Below are 15,073 nucleotides of genomic sequence, written 5' to 3'. Positions count from 1 at the left end.
GGCCGCCGAGTCCCTGGAAGAGCAGGCCCAAACCCTGGCGGACACCGTCGCCCAGTTCCGCCTGGATTCCGACATCAAGTCCCTTGCCGCCCCGTGCCGCGCCAACTTGGCCATCGTCGCGCCCAGGCCAGCGCCACGGATGGCCGCCGCCAGCGCAAAACCCAGCAAGCAGGACGATGATGAATGGGAGGAGTTTTAAGGAAGCTAAATTAGGTATGTCATCATTCCGGCGGGGATTGGGCGATACCAGGCTACAAAAACGTAGCCCTTGAACGAACCCGTAGGCTGGGCTAAGGCACGAAACCCAGCCTACAATTTCTAGTCGGGTACGCATAACGGATTCTTGACTAAAAAGCCGTTAAACCCAGTTCCCTCACCTTAAGCTAATGCTTGCTATTTTTTAGCATTATGCTATACAGTCATTTCAAACAGATGTTTAATACATTGGTTAGAAAATCGACAAATGAACTCAATCCCCCTGACTGAACCCGTTTTTGACCGCTTGCTCCATGTGGCTATAGAAGTATTTGCTGAACGGGGCTTTCGGGCAACGACGGTGCGCGATATTTGTTCCAGGGCAAATGTTAACGTCGCGTCGGTAAACTATTATTTCCGCAGTAAAGAATCGCTGTACAGCAAGGCCTTAGCCTTAGCTATTCAGGAAGCCAACCAACGGTATCCAATAACGTCAGCGCAAGATAAAAATCTACCGCCTGAAAAACGGCTGGCACTATTCATTGACAATTTTTTACATAAATTGCTGGACGACAGCCATTTGGGCTTTCACAGTAAGCTGATCACCCGCGAAATTGCCGAACCGACCAAAGCCTTGGATGAAATTATCGCCATTGCAATCGTGCCGCAATTCGACCTGCTTGAAGACATAGTCCGCCAACTCCTGGGAAATCCTGCGGATAAAGCCACCGTAGAACGCTGCCTACTCAGCGTTTTAGGGCAATGCCTGATGTTCAAACATTCCCGTTCAATTGTCGAACGGCTGCATCCCGATTTAATTGCTGACGAAACCGCCATTAAAGAAACCGCAAAGCATATTGCCAATTTTTCAATACAGGCACTGACACAGATTGCCCAGCAAGCATTGGTGGCGCAATCATGAACCACATCGCCTTAAAAATGCTGATGGGTGACAAAGGCAAATACATCGGTATTGTTATGGGTTTGACGTTCGCCTCGTTAATCATGACCCAGCAACCGGCAATTTTTTTGGGCTTGATGACACGCACCTTCAGTTTTATTTCGGATGTCGGCTTGCCTGATATATGGGTGATGGACCCCAAAGTGCAGTTTGTGGATGACATTAAACCCATGCAAGACACCGAACTGTACCGGGTACGCGGCATTTCCGGCGTGGAATGGGCGATGCCGATGTATAAGGGCTTGTTGAAAGCGCGGCTTACCGACGGCACATTCCAGACCTGCATTGTTGTGGGCCTGGACGATGCAACCTTAATCGGCGGACCGCCTGTCATGGTAAAAGGCAATATTGAGGATTTGCGGCGTAGCGACAGCATTATCGTCGATATTGACGGTGCATTAGACAAACTTGGAAAACCTTCGCCTACGCCCGGCAATAAGCCCATACCGCTCGAAATAGGCGATAGCTTGGAACTGAATGACCACCGCGCAATAGTCGTGGGCATTGCAAAAGTCTCTCGCACGTTTCAGGCCCAGCCCGTTATTTATACAACCTATGCCCGTGCGAAAAACTATGCACCCAGGGAACGCAAGCTACTGTCTTTTGTCCTGGTCAAAGCCAAAAAAGGCCAAGACTTGTCCGAATTGACTCGCCGCATCAAGGAAAGCACCGGATTGTCCGCTTATACGAGGTCGGAATTTATGGACCTTACCTATCAGTATTTTATGAAAAATACCGGCATCCCGATTAACTTCGGGATTTCTGTGCTGTTGGGCTTTATCGTCGGCGCAGCCATTGCCGGGCAGACCTTTTACAATTTCACTTTGGATAACTTGCGCCAATTTGGCGTGTTAAAGGCGATGGGCACCAGCAACTGGGTGTTGTTACGGATGATTTTGCTCCAGGCCGTCCTGGTCGGTAGTATCGGCTATGGCATGGGTGTGGGCTTGACGGCATTATTTGGTTACTCCATGCGTAACACCATATTGGCGTTCAGGTTTCCCTGGCAATTGTTGATTTTTAGCGGCGCTGGCGTTAGTTTAATTTGTATTTTTGCGGCGCTTATCAGCATCTTTAAAGTGATCCGCCTTGAACCCGCCATTGTGTTTAAGGGTTAATCCATGAATGCCGATGGATTAGCGGTACGCTGCCAGAATATCGTTAAAATTTACGATACCGGCGACCAGAAAGTGACAGCACTGGATCAGGTTAACCTGGATATTGCGATGGGTGAATTGATGATGCTGGTCGGCCCCTCGGGTTGTGGCAAAACCACGTTAATTTCCGTCATCGCCGGCATCCTCGACCAGGATTCAGGAAGTTGCGAGTTATTCGGTGAAAATTTGATCACCATGCCGAGCAATGACAAGCTGAATTTCAGGGCAAAAAATGTAGGTTTCGTATTTCAGGCTTTCAACCTGCTGCCGTCGCTCAATGCTGCTGAAAATGTTTCGGTACCGCTCGTCATCAATGGAATGAAACGCGCGGAAGCGGAACGTAAGGCCAGCCGTGTCCTTGAACAGGTCGGGCTAGGTGAACGCCTAACATCTTTGCCTGCCCAGTTATCAGGCGGACAGCAACAACGTGTCGCGATTGCCCGTGCGTTGGTGCATAACCCAAAACTGATTGTCTGCGATGAACCCACCAGCGCACTGGACCATGAAACCGGCCATACGGTGATGGCACTGCTGAAGGACGTTGCCTTGCAAAAGGACAGGGCGCTGGTGATCGTTACCCATGATGCCCGCGTTTTTAACTTTGCTGACCGTATTGCCGAGATGGATGACGGTCACATCATCAAAGTGGTTGATTCTGCCAACGGCACACAAACGTCTTTAAAAGAGGCATTATGAAAATCAAATTTTTACTCCCCTTATTAGCGATTGCGGGCTTTCTGTTTGCGTCTTACACCGTTGTGCGCGGCAGTAAACCGATGCCTGTCGCGCCAGCCGTTGCAGAACCTGCCTCCGCACCATTTAAATCATTTATTGCCGGCTCAGGGATTGTCGAAGCAAAAAGCCGGAATATCGAAATTGGTACGCCATTGCCCGGTATCGTAAAAACCGTGAACGTAAAAGTCGGCGATCAGGTTAAAACGGGGGCACCGCTGTTCTACCTGGATGATCGTGACAATCACGCTGAATTAGTTGTGAAGCAAGCGGATTTAGCCAAAGCACTGGCGGATGTCAAGGTTGCTGAAGCAACGCTGGCCGATACGAATTCGCTCCTCAACATGGCTGAAGCGGTTACAGACCGCCGTGCAATCAGCTCAGAAGAACTGCTCAAACGACGCAATGCCATGTTAGTCGCCAAAGCCAAACTGGAAAGCGCCAACGCTTTAGTGCAGCAAACCAGGGCAGGCATAGCCAACACACAAACCACCTTAGACCGCCTTATCGTTCGAGCTCCTGTGGATAGCGAGGTGCTACAAGTCAATATCCGCGCCGGTGAGTTTGCCCAAGCCGGTGCTCTAAATACCCCATTGCTGGTATTGGGCAATCTGGATCAATTTCATGTCCGTGTCGATATTGATGAGAACGATGCCTGGCGGTTTGACAAAAACAGTACAGCCGTTGCTTATCTGCGCGGTAACCGCAGTTTTAAGGTAGTGCTCGTTCTGGCCTATGTGGAACCGTACGTTATCCCTAAAAGATCGCTGACGGGCGACAGCACAGAACGTGTCGATACGCGCGTCTTGCAAGCCTTGTACAGTTTTGACCGGAACCAAATACCGGTTTACGTAGGCCAACAAATGGACGTATTCATTGAGGCCCAGGATTATTCCAATGGCAAGAAAACCGACATGCCGACCAAAACCGCAGGTGCGCCTTGATGATCCGTTATGTGTTTGCATCCTGCTTTATTGGGTTGGTTTCGGCTTGCGCAGTAGGGCCCGATTACCATGCGCCTGTTGTTCCTGTTCCTAAACAATGGCATGAATCGTCCGTTACTGCAAAACAGGCGCAATCCGACCAGTGGTGGCAAACGTTTAACGACCAGGAACTCAACCAACTGATTACTGAAGCGATTGCCGCTAACCTGGATTTGAAACAAGCATTATGGCGGGTCACGGATGCACGAGAGCAGCGTATTGCAACAATTGCCGCCGGTTTGCCGAGCATAAGCGCCAGAAACACAGCCAGTCGAAGGCTCAACAATTCGTCAAGTCCTTCCCAATCAGGAGGTGCGACTTCGGGGGGCGGTTTTGGTGTCGGCAACCAAGCCATTAATATTTTTCAATTGGGTTTTGATGCCCAATGGGAACTGGATTTTTTTGGTGGTGTACGCCGGGCCATAGAAGCGGCAGATGCGACTGTTGAGAGTGAAGCCGAAAACAGCCGGGATGTTTTGGTCATTTTGCTGGGTGATGTTGCCCGTAACTACATTGAATTGCGTTCCAACCAGCAGCTGGCAGACATAACACGGAAGAACCTAGCCGCCCAACGGGAAACCCAAATGTTAACCGATATTCGCCAACAATCAGGGTTGGCGAGCATGTTGGAAGTGACCCAAGCACAAGCCCAAGCTGATACGACAGAAGCACAGTTGCCTAATTACGAAGCCTTGGTTAAACAATCGATCCATGCACTGAGCGTATTATTAGGGCGGGAACCGGGATCATTGGCTCTCCGATTAGGGCGGCAAACCACGCTGCCCACCGTCACCGAACAAGTCATCCCCGACCTGCCATCCGATTTGCTGAAACGCAGGCCAGACATCCGCCGCGCCGAACGGCAATTGGCTGTTGCCAATGCGTCTGTAGGTGTGGCAACTGCCGAGCTGTATCCAAAAGTCAACCTAGCGGCTTTTCTGGGCTTGCAGAATATGAAAATCACGGATTTTACACCCCTGGGTAAATCCTGGTCGGCAGCATCTACCCTGACCATGCCAATCTTTAATTGGGGTAAATTGAACGCTAACATTAAAAGCAAAAAGGCACTGTTTGAGCAAGCCTTTCTAACCTACCAGTCCACTGTCTTAACAGCTTTCCAAGAAGTCGAAGACACGCTTATCGCCTACCGCAAAGAGCAGGAGCGGCAACAAGCGTTGGCGAAAGCCGTCGTCGCCAATCAACTCGCCGTACAATTAGCGAATGAACGCTATGGAAAAGGCTTGACTGGATTTATCGATGTATTGCAAACCCAACTCGCGTTGTACCAATCCGAAAGCCTTTTGGTTACCAGCAATGCGAAGGTTTCAAGCAACTTGGTCGCACTTTACAAAGCGTTAGGTGGCGGCTGGCAAACAGAGTCAAAGGTGAGCAATGCAACCTTAAAAGTTCAAAAGTTCTGATAACCCTTATTTAGGGCAACTCGGAATAAATCCTTCGACAAAGCCCTCCTGAATCTATCCAAACCAGCGAGGCGGATGGTAATGACCTAGGAAGATCAAAAAAATGCACCCATCAGGATCTCTACAAAATAGCCAATCCCGTCATTATGATGGATAATACCGAACTGTAAATTTAGTCAATCCGCGCCCAGGGTAACGAGGTAACGTTCAATCCCTTGGCAAAGAAGCAATCTCTTGAGACGCCAGGTCAATCATGTTGAATCACCACTGCCGACAAATTTTCGCTCTCCTTATATTATTAGCGAATATTCTCCTGATATCTCACACAAATGCCGACACACTAAATGACCAACAACCTCGATCTATTCATGTTAACGGAACGGGTAAGGTTTCTGTCACGCCAGACAAGGCGGATTTGACTTTATCGGTTGAAGTTCAGGCAAAAACGGCCGAGTCTGCCCGCAACCAAGCCGCTACGACGATGGCTGCACTTATCAAAGCGATGAAAAATGCCGGTGTTGCCGACAAGGATATTCAAACCCGTTCGGTTTCGCTTTATCCCAATTATTCGCCCGATCCCGCCAATAAAATTATCGGCTATCAGCTGTCCAATCAAGTGGCGGTATGTATTCGAGATATTAAAAAAGCCAGCAATGTGATCGATTTAGCAGTACAAGCGGGCGGCAATTCCACCCGTGTTCAGGGCATTAATTTTGCTGTTGACAACCCTGAATCGGCTTTGGCAGAAGCACGGGAAAAAGCGTATGCCAATGCGAAGGCGAAAGCCGGACAATATGCCCAATTGGCAGGTGTGACACTGGGTTCGCCTTTGCGTATAAGTGAAGGTAACGACGTGTCGCCCGTGCCTATGCCTTACGGTGAGATAAGGATGATGAAAACGGCGATGGCGGACAACGCATCCACGCCTGTGCAAGCAGGTGAGCAGGAAGTCACGGTTACTGTCGATGTTATGTTTGGGATTCAGTAGTTACTAAAGGTTTTAGACTTTACCCATCAACAAGGCATCTAAAGCACGTTTGGAATTCAAATCAATACGGTATAGATAAATTTTGATCTCCAAATCTTGCCTTATCCACCACCCAGATACCGCTGACTCCGCGATTAAAGCCCTCTATATTGGCGTTAAAGCGCAGTATCAAAACGGCAATCTTACACTACGGTATGAAGTGCAGGGCAACATTGATAAGCTTCTGATCCCTGGAATACAACCACCCAGTGAAGCGGACGGATTATGGCAACACACCTGTTTTGAAGCCTTTATAGCCGTGGTGGAGGAAGCCCCTTACCGTGAGTTTAATTTTTCACCTTCAGGACAATGGGCGGCCTATTCATTCGGCGATTACCGGGTACAGAAAAAATGGCAAGCCAGCCCTGCACCCGCCATCCATTTTGCTCGTTCAAATCACCAATTGGTCCTGACTGCTGTCATTAGCGAGACAAATTTACCTTATAACCCACACAATCAACCTTATCGATTAGGGCTTACTGCGGTATTGGAAACGAACGCTGGCGAACATTCTTATTGGGCGCTATTCCATCCATCGGGCAAGCCTGATTTTCACCATCGTAACGGGTTTACTCTCTCCCTTAAATTGACTTGACCTCCCCGATAGCATGAAATTTGGCATTGACCGATTACTTGAAGAGCCTGATTTACGTAGCCCCTTGGTAGGAAAACGGGTTGCGTTATTGGCGCATCCCGCTTCCGTCACTGCCGATTTGACGCATTCGCTGGATGCGTTGGCAAACTTGTCGGACATCACACTTAGCGCCGCTTTCGGCCCGCAACATGGATTGCGCGGCGATAAGCAAGACAACATGATGGAATCGCCCGATTTCATCGACACTATACATCGCATTCCGGTATTCAGCTTATATGGCGAAGTGCGCCACCCTACCGATGCCATGATGGATACGTTTGATGTCTTGCTGGTGGATCTACAGGATTTGGGCTGCCGAATCTACACCTATGTAGCTACACTTCGTTATGTGCTGGAAGCGGCGGCTAAACATAACAAAACGGTGTGGATACTTGATCGCCCCAATCCGATTGGACGGCCAATAGAAGGTTTAACCTTGCGGCCCGACTGGGAGAGTTTTGTCGGCTCTGCTGCAATACCTATGCGCCACGGCATGACGATGGGCGAGTTGGCGGGGTGGTTTGTTGCCACGTTGAAATTGGATGTCGATTGCCAAGTCATCACCATGCAAAGATGGCAACCGGAAGCTGCTCCCGGTTATGGCTGGTCGGTGGGTGAACGCACTTGGATCAACCCCAGCCCGAATGCACCTAACTTATGGATGGCACGCTGCTTTCCCGGAACCGTCATGCTGGAAGGCACGACACTTTCCGAAGGCCGTGGCACAACTCGTCCCCTTGAATTGTTTGGTGCACCGGATATTGATGCCCCTGCTATCATAAAAGCAATGCACTATCTTGCCCCGCAATGGTTGTCAGGTTGTCGTTTGCGCGAATGCTGGTTTGAGCCGACGTTCCACAAATATGCTGGGCAACTTTGTTCGGGGGTACAAATTCATGTGGAAGACACCCGTTACAATCATGAGACTTTTCGTCCTTGGCGATTGCAGGCCTTGGCATTCAAGGCCCTGCGGCTTCAGCAACCGGATTACCTATTGTGGCGTGATTTCCCTTATGAATACGAGCTAGACCGTTTGGCGATCGACGTAATCAACGGCTCGCCGCTATTGCGCGAATGGGTGGATAACGCAAACGCTACGCCGGCGGATTTGGATACGATAAGCTTAGCCGATGAACGTGCATGGGAAGAAGAAAGGCAAGATTTTCTGCTTTATTGACATAGTCCCAGCCAAAACCTTAGTTTTCAGGGCTAAGGTCAACCCTAGCAATAATCACCACAATTAAACGCGTCAATAAACTGACTTTTCGAGCTTCTCGCACTTAAATCTTCTGCATTTTGTCCAAATTACGACAAAAATCGTCACTTTTTGATCTTTTTTAACGCATTTTTAGAATCCTGCAAAATCCAGCCTAACGGACTAAATTTAATAACCCATTGAAATATATGGTTTATGTATTATTTTTTTATGTAGCTATAAAAGTTGGCATCATAAGTGCTTATTACTTTGTAAGCGAAATTGCTTTCGTGTTTCACCTCCTCGTAGTAAACCTGCTTTCGTTACGAAAGCGTAGCGCATTAACTTTCCCCCTCGGGCAGTAATGCGCTTTTTTTTGCCTGTAGATTTCTCGTCCATAATCGTATCCTAGTGATATCAAAAAAATAGTTTGAACCAATCTACAGTTTTGAAAAAACACAGTATTTTTATTTACCGCTTTGACTACACTAAGGCTGACCTTAAAATACTGGAAAGACTTATGAGCTCATTAACTTATCAAAGAGTTGCCAATGCATCTTGGCTACTGGGCATTGCCGCCGCTATTGCCATACCCGATGCCTTGTTCGGGTTATTCGTCGGGCTATCCCATACCCTGTGGGAACTTGCCCATCTGCTGTTTGAAGTGATTGAGGCGACGCTCGACCACTTTGTTGAACACATTTTCGAAACCGATACGCATGAAACCCAAGTTATCGTTTTTTATTCGATGTCCGCTACGGCGTCAATTGGCCTTTACTTTTTATTGCGTGCCACTTATGGTTTTTTTCTTACCTTAAAGAAAAATATGACGTTAGCCTGGATGGAAAATATAACCCGATTGCTAAACTATTGGGCTGAGTCGGCTTTAAATAAATTTAAGCTTATCGCAATGTTTAATGTAGGATTGCTGTCTTGCTATCTTGCTTTTAGCGTTTTTGTATAACGGTTAAGCGCTAATTTCCACATTGGGATCTTGATATAAAAATGCGGGGCTAGACCAACAAGGCAAGAAGGCGGGGGAATCGGCATTAGGTTTTAGCCTTGGACGAGATATTACCCCAAAGTTGATGAATCAAGGGCAATAGCGAAATGGCGACAATGCTCAAAATGACGAGTTCAAAGTTCCGTTTCACGATCTCGAGATTTCCGAATTGATATCCCAAGGTAATCAGTCCGCCTACCCACAAGCAAGCGCCTGTTATGCAAAATACGAGGTAACGCGGATAGTACATGTTACCGGCTCCCGCCACGAATGGCGCAATCGTTCGGATAATCGGTATAAAACGGGCAATGATGACCGTCCTGCCGCCGTATTTATCGTAATACGCTTCTGTGTTTTCAATATATTCTCGCTTGAAAAAACCTATTTTTTCCTTGGCCTTAATCTTAGTCCCAAAAAACTTGCCGACCAGGTAATTAAGGTTGTCCCCTAATAGAGCCGCACCTATCAAAAGTCCGATCAAAAGATAAACATCCAGTTTTCCGGTACTTGCGCCCAATGCCCCAACAGCGAACAGTAGAGAGTCACCAGGCAGCAAGGGCATCACCACCAAGCCAGTTTCACAAAAAATAATCAAAAATAAAAGGCCATAAGTCAGCGTGCCATACTGCGCCAAAATATCTGCAAGATGCCTGTTAAGGTGAATGAAAAAATCTAAGAATTGAGCGATGAGGTCCATAATCATTAAGCATTAAACAATAAAAGATGACCGTATTGTATAGAGAAATCCGAAAATGGCTGAGAAAAACCTCTGACGGGTGTTACGGGACAGCAATAGCATTTAACTAACCCCTTATTGTCTGCGCTTGATTACAGTAAAGCCTTCGGCTTGGGCTTGCCGAAACTTACTGGCTTTTAGAAGGGGTAATGGTATACAGGGTTAGAACTGCACGAGGCTTGATAGGCAACCGATTATAGCTAATCATAACAAGTGAAAAACAATTTCAGCATTGCACTACTTTGTAGCGCAACCGCTGTTTTGGCGCATTTGTATTGCTAACAGGCGCAATACCAATCATGCCTCCCAGCCACCACCTATCGAAAATATTTCCTTATAATTCAAACATTAATATAATTTTTCACTTATTTTACAACCTTGTTTAAGTGCTACTGGCATATTATATGCTTAACTTGTAATTAAGAATGCTAGGTTTTAATGGCATTGGGTTTATGACAAAACCGTCACTTCTTTTTAAACATCCCGTAACGAACCTTGGGTAAGCTAAACCTAATCTTCGGCACTGTTACCGAATGTGGAGGATAAGCAAATGTTATATGAATTCTATGCAAAATCATTGTTAACTTTACCGTCCATGACGTGGTCTGGGGAATTGACGAACGAGTTGGCCGCATTCTCTTTGTTGCTATGCCTTGTCGGCTTATCAAACCTGGAAGTGCGTTTCCCAAAGATACCCCACTCTGCAAAACAATCGCGCCAATCTTATCGCACCAACATTAGCTTGTTTGTTTTTAACAACCTATTGATGGCCGTGTGTTCGGTTTCAACGCTGTTTGTGGTAGCCGCAAAATATTCCGGCTATGGGCCATTAAACGAAATAACCAATCCCGGGCTTAAAGCGTTATTGGCATTTTTGGCAATTGACCTGCTACTTTATGTCTGGCATCAAGCCTGTCACCGCTTGGACGCTTTATGGATGTTCCACCGTGTGCACCATAATGACCCTTACCTGAACGCATCGACGGCTTTCCGGTTGCATTTTGTGGAGATATTCATTACCAATGCCCTGAAGGCCTTGCTGATTGTCATGCTGGGCATCGACAAGATGCTTGTCTTGACAATCGAAACATTGGTTACCTTGTGCATCATATTCCATCACACTAACATTGGCTTCAAGTATGAGCGGATTTTGGGATGTGTCATGGTTGTTCCATTTATCCATAGGGTTCATCACTCAACTGAACGTAGCGAACATGACCGTAACTATGGCGCAGTGCTTTCGATATGGGACAGGCTGTTCGGGACTTATTCGGAAGTCGAGCCTAACGCCCTGGGCATAAAGGGAAAATCGCCAATGGATTTTTTGAGCTTGATAAAATTTGGCTTCGCTACGGAATCCCCAGTTGTCGCCCGTCCTGACAACCTAGACGTGATGATCGCCGAGGCCGCTTATTACCGGGCTGAAAAACGCCATTTTTATCCCGGCTATGAAATGCGGGATTGGTTGGAAGCAAAAAAGGATATTTCGAATCAACTGTATGGGAATAAAATTCGCAAAAATAATTCTTTCTGGCAGAACATTTCTGATTCTTGCCATTGGATGTTTGCCAATTTTAAAAACCTACAAAGCAATCTTCAGTGGCACTAACACCAATTAGTGCTTGGACAACACACCTTGTAGAAACCACTATTTATTGGTATCGCCTTCACTTTATCGCGCCAAGGATGGCCGCTTTTAAATTCACCGTGGTTTTTAGTCGAGCAAATTGACAAGAATGTAATAAGATAGGCTTGATTTTTTTTGGATGAGCCCATCATGCGCCGTTTCTTATTGTTAAGCTTGCTTTCTTTTCCTGTTTTTGCAGTGGATGAAAAACCACCCACACTTGATCCCGTGCCTGAAGTGCCGGAACCGCCCTTACCCGTGCAAAGCGGTGAAGAAATGGAACCGGATATTACTATCATCCGTAAAGGCAAAAAAACCATCCAAGAATACCGCCGTGGTGGCAAACTCTATATGGTCAAGATCATCCCTGACATAGGTCCGCCTTATTACTTTATTGACTCAGACGGCGACGGCAAAATGGACGTCCAAGGCAATGACCTGGACAAAGGTAGCCGTGTCAATATGTGGAAACTTTTGGAGTGGGACTGAGTTAGCCAACTATTTGGCCGCAAACATAATTCTGCAAAATTGGTCGCCCTATTGGCAGGCATCCGAAATTTTGACCGTATTTACCGAAAGCAGTATGATGTAATTCCAAGATATTAAGAATAACAACTACCCAACCACGTCCATCAATCACATAACAACAGGAAACTAACATGGGTATTTTAGATACAGTTTTAGGGGTCATAAAAAGCCAAGGCGCCAATAGTGCCGCTCCTGGTGCTGCCGTAAGTGGCGATCATCAATTGCTGGAGTCCGTCATTGGCCTGATTACCGATCCACAAACGGGAGGGGTGTCCGGTTTAGTTGACAAAATTGCAGCCGGCGGCCTGGGCGATCAAGTTGCATCGTGGGTAAGCACAGGAAATAACCTTCCTATTACCGCCGAGCAAATCCAAAAGGTGCTAGGTTATTCATTTGTGCAAAATCTGGCTCAGAAAATGGGCATCAACACAACCGATGCCGCCGGCAGCTTGGCGGGCTTATTGCCTCAAGTTGTGGATAAATTAACCCCTGATGGTCAGGTTCCGGCTGACAACAAATTGCTTGAGTTAGGCTTGGCAGGGCTTAAAGGCCTGCTTGCAAAGTAAGTCGCCTTACACGGTTTCTGTACTAACCAACGCTTTCAAAATGGCCAGCCTTGGTTTGAATCAACAATTGCAGAACAACCAACCTTTTAGAGAGGACGCATCATGGACAAACCTAAAATAGCCGCCGACCATCCCAATGTTTGCGAACTGGAAGCAGGCTCATATTACTGGTGCGCCTGCGGGCACAGTGAAAACGGCAGTTTTTGCGACGGATCGCATAAAACCACCCCGTTTACGCCGCTAAAGTTCGAATTGACTGAAACCAAAACAGTTGCTATTTGCCAATGCAAACAGACCAAAAACCCGCCGTATTGCGACGGTAGCCACAAGGTCCTTTGAGCGCAGCCAATGTCAATAGCAACAACAATAGCCTGCAAAAAATGCTGTGCTTCAAACTACCCATGTTACGGTCTAATCGCTGTTTTTCACTGGCCCTGGCATCCCTTTGTTTATGATTTTATTTTTTAAAAATATCCCGAACAATACGATAGATAAGGAGATTGCAACGTTTGTTCAACCGGTCATTAAAGGTGGGCTTCTTAGTTCGAGGGGTAAAATTACAAGAATCGACGTTATAGCGTTAAAAGAAATGAAAAGCAATTTGGTCGAATTTCACGCCTTGGTTAGCATCGAACCGGAAAAAACAGCGCTAAAGGTAATAAAAACATTGAACGGCCAACCGTTTAAAGGGCAAGCTATCACGGTGCGGAAATACTATATACGGAACAGGGGAAATGACAAAAGAAGCACCACCAGTGCCCCCATTGCGCAATTTCCTGAAAAGCGGGTAAACCCACAAAGGCGCAGGAAATTGGAGTTTGTAGATAGGTATATGTATTAACTCCTGTGTGATAAATCACGAAATCCTGGCCTTAGCAACCCTGCACCCCCGAAAATTCACGATTTGCAAACTAACCCCCGTCTTTTGGCGACTTTGTGGCCGCTACCTTCGGATTCTTGGCTTACCCTCCCGAAAAAAGCAAAAAACACCGACCGTCACGCATTACTTTTTATCAAAAAAATAGTAGTCGCCAAACTTTCCTTTCAGGGTCATATTCTTATCGCCTTTTTCCACGACGGTAAACAAGTCAAATCGGCTTCCGCCTAAAATATCAACTTTTAATTTACCTTCCACCACATCATACGCGACGGGGGGCTGGTCGTAATACGTTCCTTCACGGGGAATATGCGTGATTGTCACTTTGTCACCTTTAAAATCCCAAACGTCTTCCCGCATGACAGGTCGCCTATCGTTTAAAGAGTTTTTAGTGGTTTGCAGCCGCCAAGTGCCTTGCACTTCATCTTTGGACTGCAATACCACATCAGCATTAACGGAAAGTCCAAATACAGACAATCCCAACAATACGGCAATTAGCGATATGTATTTCATTAGCATTCCTCTCTTGAAAACGCATTATACGCACATCGACTTGCATTCATGTTACTTAGTAGTCCCTGAAAATAATCCAACTTTTTGATAGTATGATATAAATATGGAAATATAGCGGGCAATAATTGCAAGAAATTGATAAAATACCCGTTAATTTCTTGCAATTATTGCCCGCCATGCAACCCAAACGTCAAGAAACTGAGACCCAATACGACCTGTTCAAAACCGCCCTTGCCGATTTGCTGAACCCACGCCATGAACTTGTGCTTCTCGCCGGGAATATTGACTGGCAGGCTTTGGATACCGCGTTCGGTGAGTTTTTTACGGACGGCAAGGGTGCGCCCGCACTGCCGACCCGGCTGGTTGCGGGGCTGCATTATTTGAAACACGCCTTTGGCCATTCCGACGAAGAAGTGGTTGCGCTCTGGGTCGAAAACCCCCTATTGGCAGCACCTGTGCGGCGAGCGCTTCTTCCGGCACCGTCCGCCTTGCCACCCGACCTCGCTGACCAAGTGGCGCAACCGGATCGGCGAGGCCGGTTGCGAATGGCTATTGTCGACGGCCATCCGAGCGGGCGTGGACACCCAAACCATCAATCCCAATGACTTCCAGTCGGTCACGGTGGACAGCACTGTGCAGGAAAAGGCCGTCACTTACCCGACTGACGGCAAGCTGTACGAACGCTGCCGCCAGCACTTGGTCCGGCTATCCGGGCGGTACGGCCTCAAGCTACGGCAGAACTACAGCCGTAAGGCACCCTACCTGCTGTTGATGGCCAACCGTTACCACAGTGCCAAGCAGATGAAGCGCAAGCGGGTATTGTTAAGTTAGTATAGCATTTGCTACACTTACCCAATTTGTAGGGGTAAAGGCTAATATGAATTGTCCAAAATGTGGTTCGACCGATTGCGGCAAAGA

18 protein-coding genes are annotated in these 15,073 nt (G+C 47.3%); 15 read left to right on the top strand and 3 right to left on the bottom strand.

Going from position 1 to position 15,073, the window contains the following annotated elements; translation table 11 throughout:
• The coding region (locus MGMO_RS19730; protein ID WP_152976387.1) for a hypothetical protein at nt 1-334 on the bottom strand (334 nt) is incomplete at its 3' end.
• Between the two features lie 129 nt (nt 335-463).
• On the opposite strand from MGMO_RS19730, the gene MGMO_RS16220 reads away from it, so the two are divergent.
• The 9 genes from MGMO_RS16220 (at nt 464) to MGMO_RS16180 (ending at nt 9,269) form a co-directional block, all read left to right on the top strand.
• On the top strand, nt 464-1,117 hold the full coding sequence (locus tag MGMO_RS16220) for a CerR family C-terminal domain-containing protein (RefSeq protein ID WP_023496154.1): 654 nt from the start codon (nt 464-466) through the stop codon (nt 1,115-1,117).
• The gene (locus MGMO_RS16215; protein ID WP_023496153.1) at nt 1,114-2,274 is read left to right on the top strand and encodes an ABC transporter permease; all 1,161 of its coding nucleotides are present in this window, start codon (nt 1,114-1,116) and stop codon (nt 2,272-2,274) included. Before MGMO_RS16220 ends, MGMO_RS16215 begins: the two co-directional genes overlap by 4 nt.
• Before the next feature lie 3 nt (nt 2,275-2,277).
• Nucleotides 2,278-3,009, top strand: coding sequence for an ABC transporter ATP-binding protein (locus MGMO_RS16210; RefSeq protein ID WP_023496152.1), 732 nt, complete (start codon nt 2,278-2,280; stop codon nt 3,007-3,009).
• Entirely contained in the window at nt 3,006-3,989 is a 984-nt protein-coding gene (locus MGMO_RS16205; protein ID WP_023496151.1) for an efflux RND transporter periplasmic adaptor subunit, read from the top strand. The genes MGMO_RS16210 and MGMO_RS16205 overlap by 4 nt, the downstream gene beginning before the upstream one ends.
• A complete protein-coding gene (locus tag MGMO_RS16200; RefSeq protein WP_023496150.1) occupies nt 3,989-5,449 on the top strand; it encodes an efflux transporter outer membrane subunit in 1,461 nt (486 codons plus the stop codon). The genes MGMO_RS16205 and MGMO_RS16200 overlap by 1 nt, the downstream gene beginning before the upstream one ends.
• A 253-nt stretch (nt 5,450-5,702) precedes the next feature.
• Nucleotides 5,703-6,437 (top strand): SIMPL domain-containing protein, encoded by a 735-nt coding sequence (locus tag MGMO_RS16195; protein WP_023496149.1) that lies wholly within the window; start codon nt 5,703-5,705, stop codon nt 6,435-6,437.
• A gap of 82 nt (nt 6,438-6,519) precedes the next feature.
• Nucleotides 6,520-7,071 carry a DOMON-like domain-containing protein gene (locus tag MGMO_RS16190; protein ID WP_023496148.1) on the top strand — a complete coding sequence of 184 codons (552 nt, stop codon included), beginning with the start codon at nt 6,520-6,522 and terminating at the stop codon, nt 7,069-7,071.
• 13 nt (nt 7,072-7,084) lie between these two features.
• A complete protein-coding gene (locus tag MGMO_RS16185) occupies nt 7,085-8,287 on the top strand; it encodes an exo-beta-N-acetylmuramidase NamZ family protein (RefSeq protein WP_023496147.1) in 1,203 nt (400 codons plus the stop codon).
• A gap of 538 nt (nt 8,288-8,825) precedes the next feature.
• On the top strand, nt 8,826-9,269 hold the full coding sequence (locus MGMO_RS16180) for a hypothetical protein (RefSeq protein WP_023496145.1): 444 nt from the start codon (nt 8,826-8,828) through the stop codon (nt 9,267-9,269).
• An 85-nt stretch (nt 9,270-9,354) separates the two neighbouring features.
• Here MGMO_RS16180 and MGMO_RS16175 read toward each other — a convergent pair whose 3' ends face one another.
• Nucleotides 9,355-10,005, bottom strand: a complete 651-nt coding sequence (locus MGMO_RS16175) for a VTT domain-containing protein (protein WP_036308403.1) — start codon at nt 10,003-10,005, stop codon at nt 9,355-9,357.
• 589 nt (nt 10,006-10,594) lie between these two features.
• Between MGMO_RS16175 and MGMO_RS16170 the strand changes: the two genes are divergently transcribed.
• The 4 genes from MGMO_RS16170 (at nt 10,595) to MGMO_RS16155 (ending at nt 13,104) form a co-directional block, all read left to right on the top strand.
• Nucleotides 10,595-11,653, top strand: coding sequence for a sterol desaturase family protein (locus MGMO_RS16170; protein WP_023496143.1), 1,059 nt, complete (start codon nt 10,595-10,597; stop codon nt 11,651-11,653).
• A gap of 168 nt (nt 11,654-11,821) precedes the next feature.
• On the top strand, nt 11,822-12,160 hold the full coding sequence (locus tag MGMO_RS16165; RefSeq protein ID WP_023496142.1) for a DUF2782 domain-containing protein: 339 nt from the start codon (nt 11,822-11,824) through the stop codon (nt 12,158-12,160).
• A gap of 170 nt (nt 12,161-12,330) precedes the next feature.
• On the top strand, nt 12,331-12,765 hold the full coding sequence (locus MGMO_RS16160) for a YidB family protein (RefSeq protein ID WP_023496141.1): 435 nt from the start codon (nt 12,331-12,333) through the stop codon (nt 12,763-12,765).
• A gap of 102 nt (nt 12,766-12,867) precedes the next feature.
• Complete coding sequence (locus MGMO_RS16155) at nt 12,868-13,104, top strand: CDGSH iron-sulfur domain-containing protein (protein WP_023496140.1); 237 nt, start codon at nt 12,868-12,870, stop codon at nt 13,102-13,104.
• A 664-nt stretch (nt 13,105-13,768) separates the two neighbouring features.
• On the opposite strand, the gene MGMO_RS16145 is transcribed toward MGMO_RS16155, so the two are convergent.
• Entirely contained in the window at nt 13,769-14,155 is a 387-nt protein-coding gene (locus tag MGMO_RS16145; RefSeq protein WP_023496138.1) for a hypothetical protein, read from the bottom strand.
• 125 nt (nt 14,156-14,280) lie between these two features.
• On the opposite strand from MGMO_RS16145, the gene MGMO_RS20375 reads away from it, so the two are divergent.
• Nucleotides 14,281-14,760, top strand: a complete 480-nt coding sequence (locus tag MGMO_RS20375) for a transposase (protein ID WP_051384073.1) — start codon at nt 14,281-14,283, stop codon at nt 14,758-14,760.
• Between the two features lie 16 nt (nt 14,761-14,776).
• Nucleotides 14,777-14,986: a hypothetical protein gene (locus MGMO_RS20370; protein WP_200922744.1), complete on the top strand. Its 210-nt coding sequence runs from the start codon at nt 14,777-14,779 to the stop codon at nt 14,984-14,986.
• Nucleotides 14,987-15,073: the final 87 nt, after the last annotated feature.

The organism is Methyloglobulus morosus KoM1 (assembly GCF_000496735.2).
Taxonomy (GTDB): domain Bacteria; phylum Pseudomonadota; class Gammaproteobacteria; order Methylococcales; family Methylomonadaceae; genus Methyloglobulus; species Methyloglobulus morosus.
This window is presented reverse-complemented; position numbering and strand designations above follow the sequence as displayed.

Excerpts from the sequence above, each read along its gene's own strand:
- MGMO_RS16220 (WP_023496154.1), top strand. The coding sequence starts at position 464 with ATGAACTCAATCCCCCTGACTGAACCCGTTTTTGACCGCTTGCTCCAT.
- MGMO_RS16215 (WP_023496153.1), top strand. The coding sequence starts at position 1,114 with ATGAACCACATCGCCTTAAAAATGCTGATGGGTGACAAAGGCAAATAC.
- MGMO_RS16210 (WP_023496152.1), top strand. The coding sequence starts at position 2,278 with ATGAATGCCGATGGATTAGCGGTACGCTGCCAGAATATCGTTAAAATT.
- MGMO_RS16205 (WP_023496151.1), top strand. The coding sequence starts at position 3,006 with ATGAAAATCAAATTTTTACTCCCCTTATTAGCGATTGCGGGCTTTCTG.
- MGMO_RS16200 (WP_023496150.1), top strand. The coding sequence starts at position 3,989 with ATGATCCGTTATGTGTTTGCATCCTGCTTTATTGGGTTGGTTTCGGCT.
- MGMO_RS16195 (WP_023496149.1), top strand. The coding sequence starts at position 5,703 with ATGTTGAATCACCACTGCCGACAAATTTTCGCTCTCCTTATATTATTA.
- MGMO_RS16185 (WP_023496147.1), top strand. The coding sequence starts at position 7,085 with ATGAAATTTGGCATTGACCGATTACTTGAAGAGCCTGATTTACGTAGC.
- MGMO_RS16180 (WP_023496145.1), top strand. The coding sequence starts at position 8,826 with ATGAGCTCATTAACTTATCAAAGAGTTGCCAATGCATCTTGGCTACTG.
- MGMO_RS16175 (WP_036308403.1), bottom strand. The coding sequence starts at position 10,005 with ATGGACCTCATCGCTCAATTCTTAGATTTTTTCATTCACCTTAACAGG.
- MGMO_RS16170 (WP_023496143.1), top strand. The coding sequence starts at position 10,595 with ATGTTATATGAATTCTATGCAAAATCATTGTTAACTTTACCGTCCATG.
- MGMO_RS16165 (WP_023496142.1), top strand. The coding sequence starts at position 11,822 with ATGCGCCGTTTCTTATTGTTAAGCTTGCTTTCTTTTCCTGTTTTTGCA.
- MGMO_RS16160 (WP_023496141.1), top strand. The coding sequence starts at position 12,331 with ATGGGTATTTTAGATACAGTTTTAGGGGTCATAAAAAGCCAAGGCGCC.
- MGMO_RS16155 (WP_023496140.1), top strand. The coding sequence starts at position 12,868 with ATGGACAAACCTAAAATAGCCGCCGACCATCCCAATGTTTGCGAACTG.
- MGMO_RS16145 (WP_023496138.1), bottom strand. The coding sequence starts at position 14,155 with ATGAAATACATATCGCTAATTGCCGTATTGTTGGGATTGTCTGTATTT.